We start from the raw sequence: 13,485 nt of genomic DNA, 5'->3' as shown, positions 1-13,485 counted from the left end.
TTTAGAGCAAGGCTTGCATTCTAGGCTTCAGTCTTAAGCATTTCAGTTTGTATCAATCGCTTTAGCAAAGCAGGTAAGGAGCGCCTGGGCATCGTCTGTAGAATGGCTTGCCAGTTCTCGACCAACGTGATCAACTAAGAGTTTACGTTTTGCTTGCCGCGATCGCAGGACTTGTTTCACAAAATCGGCATAAAGTCGCGCACATCGCTCCGGCGCATGTTCACGCGTTACATATTTCTCAGCATTTGTTCCAAGGGAGGCTCGGCATTCCGAATTTTCAGTCAAGATAAGCAATGCTTTAAAAATCTCTTCAACTTCGTCTGCTTGATCAGGCTGAGGAATTTTGAAAACAACATCGTCAGGAAAATCAGCAAAAGAGCCAATATCTGTCACCACAGTCGGTTTTCTAGCTGATAAAGTTCGTACTAAAGAAGCTGAACTTTCGCCATTAAACGGAAATCTTAAATTAAGACAGATATCACTAGCAGCAATGTACCGATGAAAGTCTGCTGAGCTAATAAATCCAGTAACCTTAACCTGTTTCTCTAATCCCAGTTTCTTAATTTCATTGTTGAGATCAATTGCTTCGAGATATTCAGTGCCGCCTGCATAGACTAAATAGGCTGAAGGATAATGAGCAACATATTTTTTAAAGGCACTTAAAATAGGCAATGCTCGTTTTGTCTGATGCACAAATCCAAGCGTTGAAATAACTGTACTTTCCGTCGGAATCCCTAATTGAAAGCGAACCTCTTGTACGCTTTGCTGAATTGGAAAAGGAGGAACTTCGATCGGAATATGAACAATGCACTCATTATCATAAGCATAAGCCTTTATAGCCATTTTATAAGCCCATACACTGTGCACAATCACGCCAAGAGATCGAGTAAAGATTCTTCGATTTAGGTAAATGCCAAGCCTGGGAAAATCTTGAGAAATATCTAACTTTTGTCTTTGAAGTAAGTCTAATATCTCAGATGTTTTCTTTTCTCCATAGTTGTGTTTTAATTCACCTGCAAGCGTTACTCCTAATTCTGGTCGAAAAAGGCTAATCGCGTTAATCAGCCCTCCTAAATAGTAATCGTGTAAAACTGAAATACCAGAGTATCTTGCCAATTGAGCATACATATAAAAATGAAACTCGCTATTTCCTATCTGATAGATGAGAGCTTCATATTCTTTGGATAAAGCTTGCTTCTCAAATTGAGTATATGAATACAAATTATGGTCTGACGTAAGCTGAGGCGAATACCCTTCATCGTGATAAAGATCAAGATCAAAATGTTGAGTTAATACCGGTAGTAGATCTTGACTATAATCCGAAATTCCAGATTTTAACGGCTTGAGCGGGCTAAAATAGGCGGCTTGAATTTTGGATTCTTTATGGTTAATCCGATTAAATAGAATCGTCGTTCGATCGAGGGGCTTATAGTCTGCAAAAACATCAGCTATTTTTTGAGCGACAGAGTTCCAGGTGAACGTTAGCGCTTGCTGAAGTGATTCTTCTGCAGCGCGTTTTCTGAGAGGCTCGTTAGACAAAATCCTCTGCATTACTCTCGCTATATCTTCATTAGAAGACGGGTCAAAGAGTTGGTCTGGAACACCTAAAATTTCTGGGAGCGAAGACTGATTACTTGCGATCGCAGGCGCACCACATGCCATCGCTTCTAGCAAGGGTAGCCCAAATCCTTCATAAAACGACGGAAAAACAAACAGTGAACAGGTTGAGTACAATGCCCTCAATTCTTCATCTGTAATGTAATTGGTTAGGATAAAGGACTGCTCAATGCCTAAGGATGAAGCTAACCCTTTGAGTTCCCTAGCAAACAAATCAGAAACTTTGCAAGCAATGACAAGTTCGTAGGAGTTTCTGAGATCTGTAGGCAGTTTAGAGAATCCTTTCACTAACCCTTCAATGTTTTTTCGCCAATCTTCCCCGCCAGTATAAAGAATGAAGGGTTTAGTAATTCCAAATTTCTGGGCAAATCCTTCAAGCCATCGGGCGCGATCGCAGGCATCAATCGGTTTAAAAAACGAAGAAACACCGCCTGACACATTCAAAACTTTGTCAGGAGCAACATTAAGATACTTAATTGCATCTTGGCGAGTCGATTCGGAAATGGCAAATATAAAATCTGCATTTTGTACATTCAATAGGCGTTTCATGTACAAGCTATTCATCGTTGGATCAGATAGATACCGATCTTGAAACAAAAGCGGAATCAAATCATAGCAAATAACGAAAGTTTGCTTACAAAAGTTTTTATAGCTTGGAATTGTAGCATCCAACTCCTCCATTGGACTTGGAATAAAAACGGCATCAATATTATCTGACGAGAACGTAGTTTTTAATAGCAAATCGTTGATTTCTGAGCTTCCAATCTGTTCATAATTAACATAGGTATAAGGATAGATTTGAGGATCAATATCAGGTGCACGGAGCGTTCTGTTTGCGAAAATATGATAGCTGTTGTTGGGAAATCCAGACAGCAAATTTTCAATAACTGACCGAGTATAACGACCGATACCTCTATTTCTAGAGTTTTCTGTTTGTAGAGCTTGAATGTCAATTCCGATCCTCATTAATGACACCACCTCGTAATTTCCAACGTCATTTTAATAGCCTTTAGCTTGCCTACTTAACAAGTTACCTATTTAAGCGATTGCGTCTCGCGATCGTCAACCATCTTTTTGAAGTCGTGTCGGCTCTCCAGTTTCCCTTGATGAATAGACTCTAATAAATTTATCGCTTGATGATTAACAGATGAAAGCCTTTCAACCTGCTCAGAAAGCTGCTGTACCTGCTGCTCTAAATCAGAAACCTTAGACTGGACTTTTAGCTGCTGTAGACGAAACTCATAGTTTTGCTGCATGAGTTTATACACCAGTTCACGAATTGCGGAATTAAAATAAACCTGGCGCTTTAAAGTAGACCAAGTTAACAACTTCAAAATTTGCTTTAACCAGGCACTAAATCTATTTTTGTAAATATCGTTGAAAAACAGTAGATAGTTGCCATCTACTTCTACGTTCGTAATGTTAGGCAATGGCTTTTGATCAACCAATGGCTTTTTCTCAATCAATGGCGGCTCTTCTATCAAAATAAGTTTGGGTTCGAGGCAAGCAATGGATTCATTGTAAACATCCGTCAAACGTTCTAATAAACTTTGTTCTTCTATTTCAACTTCGTCGCTCAACTCAAGTTTATCTATGCGTTCAACTTGATTTAACTGAGATAGAACACGCCTTGTCATTGCAAATTCCACTTCCTACAATTACACAGGTATCAATTTATCATCCATTACCACTGAAACCTACAATTTGCTTAAACCGGTTCCAAATTTCTCTGATTGCCCAAAGTTTACTCTGTTTAATTTCTTCAAGCATAGTTTGAAACTGCTCCAACTCTATTTGAGCCTGCGCTAGTTCTGACTGCGTTTGTGTAAGTTTTGCCTGAGTTTGAACCAAGCGTGTTTCAAGGTGGGTTAACTCGGTTTGAGCTTGCAGTAGTTCTACCTGGGTTTGCGGCAAAACCCCTTTCACCAAAGCCAGTTCTGCTTGAGTTTCGGCAAAAGAAGCCTGAGTTGACGATAACTCCTCGTTGAGTTCATTAATATATTCCTGCGATCGCACCACTTTCTCTCTCAGCAGCACTTTGCTCTCGCTGGGAATGTACGGCTGCTCGTGGAAATAAGCCGGATCGGCAAATGGTGATTCGGGTTGAACCATTCCCTTCGTTACGTTGTCATAATACAGTCGGCGCATTGTACGAGAGATTGGTTCTCCTGTTTCAAAAGAATCGAAGGCACAAGGATATTGAATAGTAGTTTCATACCCGTTTTTGAGTAGTCTCTCTCGATACGGTATTGAGATATGCTTCCACACCAAAATGTCTGCATTATCGTAGCGCACGCTGTATTTTGAGATCCGATCGGGGTTTGCAATATCCCATCCACTGAAGTGAACGAAGAACAAAGGCTGCTGATTCACTGTAATTCTGTGATCTTGGGTCAGTTTTAACGTCCGATCAAAAAGATTCCAGTGCCCTAAATTTGCACCCGCATCTAGAAGCAAAGCCACATCTTTGAAGTAGAGAGGGGCTAAGTTCAACCATCGTTGATCCACAAACAGACCTCTCGTATTTTCTACAGCAACATCATTGAAGCAGTAGTCCTGCAATCGCTCTTTAAACCAGGTAATAAATTTGAGGGCTTCTGCTGTTCTCTTTAGTCCAACAAATCCAGCATTATATAACCCAGCATTAAGAATAGCAATTTCGAGATCTGCCTCTATTACTGGCATAGAGAGACTTTGAAGATGGGGGGTTAGTACAATAGAAGCTTCCTCAACCTGCTCAAAAATCTTGTCAAGGGAATGAAATATCATGATGTCTGCATCTAAAAAGATCCAGCTTTCAGCAGATGTGTGACGGAAAATATACTCATGAAGATAGCCTCGCAATGCACAGCACAATTCAAAGGGTGTGTAGTAAAAACACATTTGACTCACGACATCAAATTCTGGAAGATCCTCTAACTGAATCAGGTGAAACGGCTCTAAAGACGGATCAAAATAGTTGTCTATGCGGTCAGCAAGTAAAACATACAGTTCAACATCAGGATTATGCTCAGTCAACGATTCGGCTAAGGTGCGAGCATGAGCTAAGAAACTCTTTGTAATGACAGTGCAAACAACCCTTTTTGCCATGTTGATAATTCGTCTTTATCTAGTTTTAAGTACATCGGTAGTCAGTAACCCTAATGCTCGCTTCAATTGAAACCACAGCGTTCTAAACTGCCAAAATCTGCTGCTCTCCATCGCTCTGATTTTTTCATAGCTAGTTGCGATCGCTTGGTGACTCTGTTCTAACTCTGCCTGCGCTTGATTAAGCTGAGTGCGTAACTGTTGAGCCTCATTCCAACAAGCGTCTGCTAGACAATCTTTTTCAGCAATGAGGTAAGCAAGATTTCTCGTATACAAATCGCGATGCTTTGTACAGACATAGTTGACTAGCTTCTTTTTATTCTCAGGAATTTTACAGATGCTAATCATGGAGCCAGAGCGAACTCGGTAGTCAAACAACACGTCGGGCACATGGTAGAATTTCCAGCCTTTCTGCATTGCATTTAGCCACAAATCCCAATCCTCATAGCCTTGAAGTGGCATCGTTTCGTCGTAGCCACCGCATTCTTCCCAAACCCCTTTACGAAATACGGCACAAGCATCAATGTAGTTCCCTAACAGCAATCGATCTGCATCAAAATCTGCAACGGTTAATCTGTCGTTGCGCTCTCCAAAATATTCTGCATCTCCATAGACAACTCCAATCTCAGGATCATGATCAAGTATCTCAATTCCCTTGTAAATATACGCTGGTCTAATCTTGTTATCAGCATCTAAAGCTAGAATATATTGCCCTTGAGCGTTAGCAATTCCATTATTTCGAGCGCAAGCTAGTCCTTGATTTGATTGATTAAGGATGGTGTAGCCCTGCTGTTTTAGATGGTTGAATACATTGATGGTGAAGGGATCAGTTGATCCATCATTCACAATAATGATTTCATAAACGGGGTCGCGACACTGCTCAATACTAGAGAGCGCCTCTCCAATAAATTCACCTTGATTAAAGCAAGGAATCACGATCGAGAGCGGGAGTTGCTCGGATGAGTTATTGATCATCATTTGCCAACCCGAAGAAACGTTTGAGGTGAAACCAGCGCGATCGCACTTTCCAAAATTTGCTAGTCTTCATAGCGGCAATCTCAATGCGTGCATTTTCTGCCAATTGTTGAGCAGACGCCAGTTCTACCTCAAGATGGTAGATTCGTTGTTCTAAAGACTGCTTCAATGTTGTCTGAACTTCAGCAGATTGCTGTGCCCCATGCAGTTGACGACGGCACTCTAGAATCTGGCTATCTCGCTCAGAAATCCCAATGGCTCTCTCTTGCGGCAGTGCCCACTCCCACAGTGAGGCGTTGTTGGCGTACCACGGCAGTTGACTGGCAAGACGGATCTGAATCGTTTGATCGGGAATCAGGCGTAACCCCCGGCGCACCAGATGAGCAAACCAATAGCTCTCCGGTTGCTCATTAATATGTCCCGTGCCTTGCTGTCCCGGAGTTGCACCACTAAAGAGGAGGTACTGACCGACGTGGCGCACAATATTATCAAATACAACGTCTTCAAGGGAGGGGGGGATATGTTCGACAACTTCCAAACAAATGACCAGATCAGCCTTCTGCTCTAAGTCAAACGGAGTGCTGAGATCGCGTTGAATTTGAAACCCCGGAGCTTTGAAGGCAGCGCCCATATCGGCAGCTTCAACCCCCCAAGCCTCCATGCCTTCTGCTCTAAGAAACTGAACAAAGTATCCCAATCCGCATCCCAAATCGAGGGCAGTGCGCGGTTGACATGCATGAATGACGGTGCGAATCAGCGTTTCATCAAACGCGATCGCATCGGGGAGATGTTCCGCATACATGTCGGGAGTCCAAGGTCCAGCAAGATTGATATCAAACATGATTCAACGAGTTCAAACGGGCTTGACAGCTACGGATAGATAGGTGAGGCAAATGCGACGGGTTGGAAATTTTCGGTCTAATCGAAGTGCGATCGCATTGAGATGTCTGATGAAAAAATCGCACATCTTTTTATTTCTAGCGCGCCATTCAAAATGGTACTCATCAATCAAAATCTGAACAATGGTCGCCATTAATCCCTCAAGGGGTTCCACAGTAATGTCGATGTACCCAACGTGCTTGAGCAGATGATGAATCCCAAATTCGGTGTAGCGATAGAAGTCGTACGGTTCTTCGTGGGTGCCCCATGTCATCGGAGCCGTAAGAATGAGCCGCCCTCCTGGTTTTAGTAATCGATACGACTCTTCGAGCATGGCAGCAGGCGTGTCTAAATGCTCAAGCGCTTGAGTAGAAACAATACTATCGAAAGAATGGCTATCTAGCGGAATATCATAGCAATCTGAGCATATATCTACGGTTGGAATATTTTGTCGATCTAAACATAAATATTCATCAACATAGGGCTTAAATAAGCCTTCATATCCACGAAGATGCCCGCTTCCGATATCTAGCACTCGCCCCCTGACGGTAGGCGCGATCGCAGATAATCCTTGCAGCATGCTGAATCGAGCAATGTAATGGGGATCACAAGGATGAGGATTGAGGAAGGGGTGAATTTCTTGCATGGCTTGCTAGGTGCAATTTCGGAACGACAACAGCCGAATCTTCTACGACTTATTCAACTCCTTCTGCCATCAACGATTGAGGCGTTACCAAATTTTTGTGCCGAATTTCAATTGTTCCTGGCACTTTGGTAATGCCCCAACTCTGGTTCGTGCCGATCACTTGGATCACAAACGCATCTTGAAGAATATCCAATGAGTCGTAGTCTATCTCGCTTCGATGGGTTGCAATGCCAATTAGCCCTAAGTATTCATTGGCTTGGATATTTAGCTCAAACCTGATCATACACTCGATAATCTCATCTTTATGAACAATAGGAATCAGCCCTGGATCGTCATACCAGGTATGCTTTCCAAACAGGAGCCGCCCGTAGCGATCGCGCAACGCCAACCCAATAGACACGTCATAGCAGTTGTCGTGAAACTCGACAATAATTCGCCCTTGCAGCGTTTCGCCAATTTCAAACGTCGTTTTCGATTGTCCTAGGGTATCTGTAATATAAACTTCTCGAATGGTGGCTTTTCCGTTCGTAATGCGCTGATCGCGCGAAAGTGCGATCGGGTTATTTTGCTTAGTTTTTGGAACGTCAGCTTCTACAGGTTTATCGCTCTGATTTAGCTGCTCATGCTCCGTCCGAAACAACTGAAAGTATTTACTAGAGATAACGCTAGGAACATCACGACACACAATCTGTCCATGATGGAGTAAAACTCCTTCTTCGCACAAGCTTTGAATAGTTGCCGTGTCATGAGAAACAAACAGAATTGAGATGCCTCGATCTTGCAATTCCTCAAGCTTTTTGTAACATTTTGCCTGGAAAAAAATATCTCCTACAGCTAAGGCTTCATCTACAATCAAGATATCCGGATCAATATTGATGGCTACTGCAAAAGCTAAGCGGATAAACATCCCGCTAGAATAGGTTTTTACGGGTTGGTCAATAAAAGCTCCGATATCGGCAAAGGCAGCAATACCGTCAAATTTTCGCCCAATTTCGTCTTGACTTAGCCCTAAAACTCGTCCGTTGAAAAAGACATTTTGCCGTCCTGTAAATTCTGGATTGAATCCACTGCCTAATTCTAATAACGCTGAAATGCGACCTTTTACCTGAACATCTCCAGAGGTCGGCGTGAGAGTGCCCGCCACAATTTGTAAGAGCGTGCTTTTGCCAGACCCATTCTGACCCACAAGCCCAAGGGTCGACCCTTTTTCTACTTCGAGGTTGATATCTCGCAGCGCCCAAAATTCTTCTGCTCCGCTATGTCTAGGGACAAAAACTTCTTTCAACCGATCGGCAGGTTTTGCATATCGCTTAAAGCACTTGGAAACATTCTTCAGAGAAATAATGCTTTCACCCATAACGCTGTGTTGCTTCCTCTAACGCTCACACCTCGGATCACTCAGATGTTACAGCACATCGGCAAAGGCAGGACGCAATCGCCGATAGACTGTAGCTCCGATCGCGAAAATAAAAATAGAGACGCCTGTTGCGACACCCCATTCCTGCCAATGCTGGATTTCTCCAACCAAGACTAAATCTCGATATAGTTCGACGATCGCAGTCATAGGGTTGAGCCAAAACACCCAAAATCTTAAGTTTTCAGGAATTAACGTTGCCGGATACACAATGGGTGTGACATAAAACCAGAGATTGAGAATTACGCCCACTGTCTGGGGAATGTCTCTTAAAAAAACGGTTAATCCGGCAACGAGATAGCTCAGCCCTGCTGTAAGCAGCAATTGCGGCACCCAAACCAAAGGGAACAGCCAGAGGGTAGTATGCAGGGTTTGCATGAAGAACACCACAAAGGTGATCAGCAACATCAAGCCCATCGTACTTTCAACAAATGCCGAAAGAATGGGCACAAGGGGCAGCAAGCCCAGGGGAAACACAACTTTTTTGACTAAGTTTGGCTGGGAGATCACAGAATTTGCCCCTTGGCTGAGTCCTGCGATGAAGGCAGTCCAAGGAATGAGACCCGCAAAGAGCCATAGCCCAAAGGTAAAGTCATTAGCAGGAATCCCTTTCAGCGTTAGTTTGAGATTGAGCACCATCGAAAACAGGTAAGTGTAAACCAATAGCTGAGCCAACTGATTTAACAATGACCAGGCGTTGCCCAGCACCGAGCCTTTATAGCGGGCGTCTAAATCTCGCTGAACGAGGGTTTTGAGCAGGTCAAGCTTTACCCACCACGGTCGCAGGACGGGGATTTGTTGCAAGCTTTTAGCCGCGCTACGGGTGGCAGCTTTGACAGAGTTTAACAAAACGTGATTTTCCTCGCCTAGCTCAAAAAACGGATTAGCTCAAACTGATCGGCTCAAGTGAATCGGCTCAAACCGCGATCGCGTTAGAAACGACACAATTCTTGTCAGAATATCAGGTCACGACCGTAGAAACTACGTGGGCGATCGCTCTTCGTTGATCTTCATCATAGTTCCAGCGCTTTAGGAAGCTCTGATACTCGCCGCTCTCGGTCTCTGCACTTTGACCCAACTGCTCTAGTTTGACGGAGACATCTGGAATTTGTGTCTGGCGGATTAATTCCAGCGTGCGGGTTTGTACTCGATTTGAGCCGGCGGCTAACTCTGGGTTCTGGTTCCGTGTATGAGCCACCTTCATAGCAGTTGACATGGCAAGATTTTTGACCAACAATTCACTGACGATCGCCGGGGACGATCGCAGCGCCGCCACCACAGGCGAGGACGGTTGATCGGCTAGGGATTGCTCATCGGTGAGATAGGTAACGAAAAATCCTCGTGCGCCATTTTCACTTTGAACCAGGGCAGTTATGATGCTCTCAAGCTCTGCTTCTGTTACCGGGTTGTGTTGTAATTCTGCCATCAGCGATTGAGTCAGATCGATCGCTTGCTCAAAAGAAATTGGGTCAGAAACCAGAAAACGCGGTGAAATCTCCATATTTTTTGAAGGTCTACAGTATGATTGTTCTCAATTATGGCGATCATTTCTTCTAAAAAGCAGTCTCCTGAGCCAGACAATTCTGATGCTGCACAGTCCGGGAACCTCCCGTTGAGTGTGGAGAGCGGTTCTAGTGGCGGTAAACCCCCCAAACCTCCTCGCACGGCTGCCAAGCAGGCTGAGCCTGAAGATCGGGGTCGAGGTCGTGATGCTATCTTGAAAGCCGATTCGGAACCCGAAGAGCATGGCAAGCAAGAAGAAAAACTCCGTCCCCAACGCCTAGCAGACTACATCGGACAAAAGGATCTTAAAGAAGTTTTAGGAATCGCCATTCAAGCGGCAAAAGCGAGAAAAGAATCGTTAGATCACCTGCTGCTTTATGGTCCTCCTGGTCTCGGAAAAACCACGATGTCGCTGATTTTAGCAACTGAGCTAGAGGTGCAGTGCAAAATCACGAGTGCTCCTGCTTTAGAACGCCCCCGAGATGTGATGGGGCTTTTGGTAAGTCTACAGCCCGGAGATGTGCTGTTTATCGATGAAATTCACCGCTTGTCGCGCGTTGCCGAAGAAATTCTTTATCCGGCGATGGAAGATTTTCGGGTTGACATTATTTTGGGCAAAGGAAGCTCTGCTCGAACTCAGTCGCTAAAGTTGTCTCCCTTTACCCTGATCGGGGCAACCACACGGGTCGGGTCGCTCACATCTCCGTTGCGCGATCGCTTTGGGTTAGTCCAACGGCTGCGGTTTTATGAACTCGATGAACTGACGGAAATCGTCCTTAGAACTGCCGTTTTATTAAAAACCTCTGTGACGTACTGCGGGGCCGAAGAAATTGCCCGCCGGTCACGCGGCACACCTCGCATCGCCAATCGATTGTTAAAACGAGTGCGTGACTATGTGGAGGTGAAAGCGAGCGGCAAGGTCAACCAAGCGATCGCATCTGAGGCGCTGCAACTGTTCAATGTCGATCCCTGTGGCTTAGATTGGACGGATCGGCGCTTGCTCAGCTTTATGATCGAGCGGCACAACGGTGGGCCTGTGGGGCTTGACACCCTCGCTGCCTCGACCGGAGAAGATGCTCAAACGATCGAAGAGGTCTACGAACCCTATTTGATGCAAATTGGCTACCTCAGTCGCACTCCGCGAGGACGGATTGCCACTGCTGCTGCCTGGAAGCATCTGGGATATCAGCCTCCCGAAAGCCAACTCATGTTGCTGTCTTAATGTTCTGTTTTAAATTATTTTTGTCTCAACCTAAATTATTTTTGTCTCAACCTAAATTATTTTTATCTCAACCTATTTGGAGCGTCTTCATGATTCGTCAAGTGCTGAAGTCAATCTTGGTGCTGCTGCTGGTTAGTTCTCTGTGCTTGAGTGCGCTCCCTGCCCTGGCGGCTGAGTCAGACTTTGAGCCACCTTCTGCTCAAGAATTCTTTGAAACCCTCTCCAGCCTCCGGCAAAACGCTTTTGATGCAACAAATAAGGGCGATTTTGCAACGGCAGAGCAGCGCTGGACAGATATCATTACTCTCATGCCTGATAATCCGGCGGTCTGGAGCAATCGCGGTAACGCAAAAGTGAGCCAAAACAAGCTAGAATCTGCGATCGCAGACTTCGACAAAGCCATGGAACTCGCCCCCGATGCTCCTGATCCCTATCTTAATCGTGGCGCTGCGCTGGAGGGGTTGGGAAACTGGGAAGCCGCGATCGCAGACTACAACCATGTGTTAGACCTTGATCCCAGTGATCCCGCCGCGTTTAACAATCGCGGCAACGCCAATGCCGGTCTCGGACAGTGGGAAACCGCCCTTGCTGACTACCAAAAAGCCTTTGAGTTAGCCCCAGATTACGCCTTTGCCCGCGCCAATCATGCCCTTGCCCAATATCAATTGGGGCAGACCGAGGACGCCATTCGCAACATGCGAAACCTGGTGCGAAAATATCCCCGCTTTGCCGACATGAGAGCCGCCCTCACCGCCACCTTATGGAGCCATGGCAAAATAGGAGAAGCCGAGAGCCAGTGGGTTTCTGCCGTAGGACTCGACAACCGCTACAAAGACATCAACTGGGTCAAAACCGTGCGGCGGTGGCCTCCAACCATGGTGACAGCCCTCGAAAAATTTCTCAGCCTCCGATAACTCACTCGCCCGTCACTAACTGAGCAATCTTGTCTGGCGTCAACGCTTGCACTGTGTCTAAAACCGCGATCGCACCCGCCCCATAAAGCATCTCAGCGTAGGCATCCTTCTGGTCTTTCGCTGCATAGATATGGGGAGGCAAGACACCGACCCCAATCCAGCGTCGGTCGGTCTGCATCGCGGCGGCATTGTTGACCGTATAAATATCCGCGATCGTATCGCCAATGTAGAGGACGGGAATTGACGGAGATTGGGCATCCAACTGGTGAATCGTTTGCAAAAGTCCGGTCGGATCAGGTTTTCCGGGTGCATCTTCCATCGCTACCAAAACCAAATTTTGTAAGCCCAGCCGTTTTTGCAAAACGTAGGTTGCCGAAGCACGGGTGGCTCCGCTAAAAAAGCCCCATCCAATCCCCGCTTTGGTTAGCCCATCAAAGTACTGCGCCTCTAGCAACAACGGCTCCTGACAAATGTATCCTGTCCAATGCTCTGGGTCAGCCCCACGGTAGCGAGATTGAAAGAATGCAACCAACTCTTGGTAATCGAGCGCGATCGCACTCCGAGGGGTGTCCTGTGCCTCAAAGTATCGATAGACCAACTCTTGGGAAGCTTCCCAATCGTTGTTCCAAAGCCCCTCCGATTTCAGGGCGTCAATCTCTTGGGGAGAGGGGCGATAGCATCCGTTGGTAAAGTGCTCTACCGTATCGGCAAGGGCACGACGATAAGACCCCCCCACATCCCGAATCACACCGTCAATATCAAACACAACGATCGCATTAGCACGATTCATAGCAATCCTCGCCGCAATTTGAGAGATTTCCATCATCTACTAAAAGTGTGCGGTAGAATGACAGACTGTAGTAAGAAAGCTTGGGACTGCGCTGGAGGTTAGATTTTGTCGAAGTTTATTCTAAAGGTTCTCTGGTTAGAAGAGAACGTCGCACTGGCGGTCGATCAAGTCGTAGGGAAAGGGACAAGCCCCCTGACGTCCTATTTCTTTTGGCCCCGCAACGATGCTTGGGAACAGTTGAAGACCGAGTTAGAGAAAAAGCATTGGATCACAGAAGTTGATCGGGTTGAGTTGCTTAACAAGGCTACCGAGGTGATTAATTACTGGCAGGAAGAGGGCAGAAAGCGCCCCATGTCGGAGGCTCAATCTAAGTTTCCAGAAGTTACATTCACCGGTAGCGCCTAACCTAGTTACTCCGCTTCATCGCTGGCAAAGGCG

13 protein-coding genes are annotated in these 13,485 nt (G+C 45.6%); 3 read left to right on the top strand and 10 right to left on the bottom strand.

Annotation, left to right across the window (positions count from 1 at the left end; translation table 11 throughout):
- Nucleotides 1-42 precede the first annotated feature (42 nt).
- The 9 genes from GS601_RS03090 to GS601_RS03050 form a co-directional block, all read right to left on the bottom strand.
- On the bottom strand, nucleotides 43-2,583 hold the full coding sequence (locus GS601_RS03090; RefSeq protein WP_162421811.1) for a glycosyltransferase: 2,541 nt from the start codon (nucleotides 2,581-2,583) through the stop codon (nucleotides 43-45).
- A gap of 68 nt (nucleotides 2,584-2,651) precedes the next feature.
- Nucleotides 2,652-3,254 (bottom strand): hypothetical protein, encoded by a 603-nt coding sequence (locus tag GS601_RS03085; protein ID WP_162421810.1) that lies wholly within the window; start codon nucleotides 3,252-3,254, stop codon nucleotides 2,652-2,654.
- A 40-nt stretch (nucleotides 3,255-3,294) separates the two neighbouring features.
- Nucleotides 3,295-4,707, bottom strand: a complete 1,413-nt coding sequence (locus GS601_RS03080; RefSeq protein WP_162421809.1) for a glycosyl transferase, group 1 — start codon at nucleotides 4,705-4,707, stop codon at nucleotides 3,295-3,297.
- A gap of 15 nt (nucleotides 4,708-4,722) precedes the next feature.
- Complete coding sequence (locus GS601_RS03075; protein ID WP_238393007.1) at nucleotides 4,723-5,682, bottom strand: glycosyltransferase family 2 protein; 960 nt, start codon at nucleotides 5,680-5,682, stop codon at nucleotides 4,723-4,725.
- A complete protein-coding gene (locus GS601_RS03070; RefSeq protein ID WP_162421808.1) occupies nucleotides 5,669-6,520 on the bottom strand; it encodes a class I SAM-dependent methyltransferase in 852 nt (283 codons plus the stop codon). The genes GS601_RS03075 and GS601_RS03070 overlap by 14 nt, the downstream gene beginning before the upstream one ends.
- A gap of 12 nt (nucleotides 6,521-6,532) precedes the next feature.
- A complete protein-coding gene (locus GS601_RS03065) occupies nucleotides 6,533-7,204 on the bottom strand; it encodes a class I SAM-dependent methyltransferase (RefSeq protein WP_162421807.1) in 672 nt (223 codons plus the stop codon).
- Nucleotides 7,205-7,253: 49 nt separating this feature from the next.
- Nucleotides 7,254-8,561: an ABC transporter ATP-binding protein gene (locus tag GS601_RS03060; protein ID WP_162421806.1), complete on the bottom strand. Its 1,308-nt coding sequence runs from the start codon at nucleotides 8,559-8,561 to the stop codon at nucleotides 7,254-7,256.
- A 48-nt stretch (nucleotides 8,562-8,609) separates the two neighbouring features.
- Nucleotides 8,610-9,467, bottom strand: coding sequence for an ABC transporter permease (locus GS601_RS03055; RefSeq protein WP_162421805.1), 858 nt, complete (start codon nucleotides 9,465-9,467; stop codon nucleotides 8,610-8,612).
- 112 nt (nucleotides 9,468-9,579) lie between these two features.
- Complete coding sequence (locus GS601_RS03050) at nucleotides 9,580-10,119, bottom strand: hypothetical protein (RefSeq protein WP_162421804.1); 540 nt, start codon at nucleotides 10,117-10,119, stop codon at nucleotides 9,580-9,582.
- Between the two features lie 36 nt (nucleotides 10,120-10,155).
- On the opposite strand from GS601_RS03050, the gene ruvB reads away from it, so the two are divergent.
- Both ruvB and GS601_RS03040 read left to right on the top strand, forming a co-directional pair.
- Entirely contained in the window at nucleotides 10,156-11,343 is a 1,188-nt protein-coding gene (gene ruvB, locus GS601_RS03045) for a Holliday junction branch migration DNA helicase RuvB (RefSeq protein WP_162421803.1), read from the top strand.
- Nucleotides 11,344-11,432: 89 nt separating this feature from the next.
- On the top strand, nucleotides 11,433-12,257 hold the full coding sequence (locus tag GS601_RS03040; RefSeq protein WP_162421802.1) for a tetratricopeptide repeat protein: 825 nt from the start codon (nucleotides 11,433-11,435) through the stop codon (nucleotides 12,255-12,257).
- A gap of 1 nt (nucleotide 12,258) precedes the next feature.
- Here the strand turns inward: GS601_RS03040 and GS601_RS03035 are convergent, their stop codons facing one another.
- Nucleotides 12,259-13,047: a TIGR01548 family HAD-type hydrolase gene (locus GS601_RS03035; RefSeq protein WP_162421801.1), complete on the bottom strand. Its 789-nt coding sequence runs from the start codon at nucleotides 13,045-13,047 to the stop codon at nucleotides 12,259-12,261.
- A gap of 105 nt (nucleotides 13,048-13,152) precedes the next feature.
- Between GS601_RS03035 and GS601_RS03030 the strand changes: the two genes are divergently transcribed.
- The gene (locus tag GS601_RS03030) at nucleotides 13,153-13,452 is read left to right on the top strand and encodes a 30S ribosomal protein PSRP-3 (RefSeq protein ID WP_162421800.1); all 300 of its coding nucleotides are present in this window, start codon (nucleotides 13,153-13,155) and stop codon (nucleotides 13,450-13,452) included.
- The last annotated feature ends 33 nt before the right edge of the window (nucleotides 13,453-13,485 follow it).

Origin of the sequence: Myxacorys almedinensis A (assembly GCF_010091945.1) — a bacterium.
Taxonomy (GTDB): domain Bacteria; phylum Cyanobacteriota; class Cyanobacteriia; order Leptolyngbyales; family Leptolyngbyaceae; genus Myxacorys; species Myxacorys almedinensis.
This window is presented reverse-complemented; position numbering and strand designations above follow the sequence as displayed.

Bases quoted from the DNA above. Each gene is read 5' to 3' on its own strand.
- GS601_RS03090 (WP_162421811.1), bottom strand. From the start codon at position 2,583: ATGAGGATCGGAATTGACATTCAAGCTCTACAAACAGAAAACTCTAGA.
- GS601_RS03085 (WP_162421810.1), bottom strand. From the start codon at position 3,254: ATGACAAGGCGTGTTCTATCTCAGTTAAATCAAGTTGAACGCATAGAT.
- GS601_RS03080 (WP_162421809.1), bottom strand. From the start codon at position 4,707: ATGGCAAAAAGGGTTGTTTGCACTGTCATTACAAAGAGTTTCTTAGCT.
- GS601_RS03075 (WP_238393007.1), bottom strand. From the start codon at position 5,682: ATGATGATCAATAACTCATCCGAGCAACTCCCGCTCTCGATCGTGATT.
- GS601_RS03070 (WP_162421808.1), bottom strand. From the start codon at position 6,520: ATGTTTGATATCAATCTTGCTGGACCTTGGACTCCCGACATGTATGCG.
- GS601_RS03065 (WP_162421807.1), bottom strand. From the start codon at position 7,204: ATGCAAGAAATTCACCCCTTCCTCAATCCTCATCCTTGTGATCCCCAT.
- GS601_RS03060 (WP_162421806.1), bottom strand. From the start codon at position 8,561: ATGGGTGAAAGCATTATTTCTCTGAAGAATGTTTCCAAGTGCTTTAAG.
- GS601_RS03050 (WP_162421804.1), bottom strand. From the start codon at position 10,119: ATGGAGATTTCACCGCGTTTTCTGGTTTCTGACCCAATTTCTTTTGAG.
- ruvB (WP_162421803.1), top strand. From the start codon at position 10,156: ATGGCGATCATTTCTTCTAAAAAGCAGTCTCCTGAGCCAGACAATTCT.
- GS601_RS03040 (WP_162421802.1), top strand. From the start codon at position 11,433: ATGATTCGTCAAGTGCTGAAGTCAATCTTGGTGCTGCTGCTGGTTAGT.
- GS601_RS03035 (WP_162421801.1), bottom strand. From the start codon at position 13,047: ATGAATCGTGCTAATGCGATCGTTGTGTTTGATATTGACGGTGTGATT.